Raw genomic sequence first — 287 nt, 5'->3', positions numbered from 1 at the left:
AAGTATGCACTTCCCTATCCTGATCCAAGCCAATCTTGGTTAAGTTTTGGTTTAACGGAAATCCCTGTTCCAGAATGGACAAAAAACTTAGAAATTATAACGCCTTGGCGACCAGATTTTTTAAAATTTGCTAACGCTCAATTTCGCTGTTCTCCTGAAATCAATCAAACTTGCACCCATGATGGTGCACTTTTGCAATTAAGCAAATATCGTGGTTTTAACCAAAATTGTTTTCTTGATTTACTAGAACGCGTTAAACCTGGTGGATGGATCATTATCGGTGGAAA

At 37.6% G+C, this 287-nt stretch carries 1 pseudogene; it reads left to right on the top strand.

The features are described from left to right. Nucleotides 1-287: pseudogene (locus ACFINO_RS11165) on the top strand (class I SAM-dependent methyltransferase); the annotation flags it as partial.

This window comes from Bartonella sp. AA83SXKL, from assembly GCF_042196965.1.
GTDB lineage: Bacteria > Pseudomonadota > Alphaproteobacteria > Rhizobiales > Rhizobiaceae > Bartonella.
Note: the sequence above shows the minus strand (reverse complement) of the source record. Positions and strands in the feature narration are given on the sequence as shown.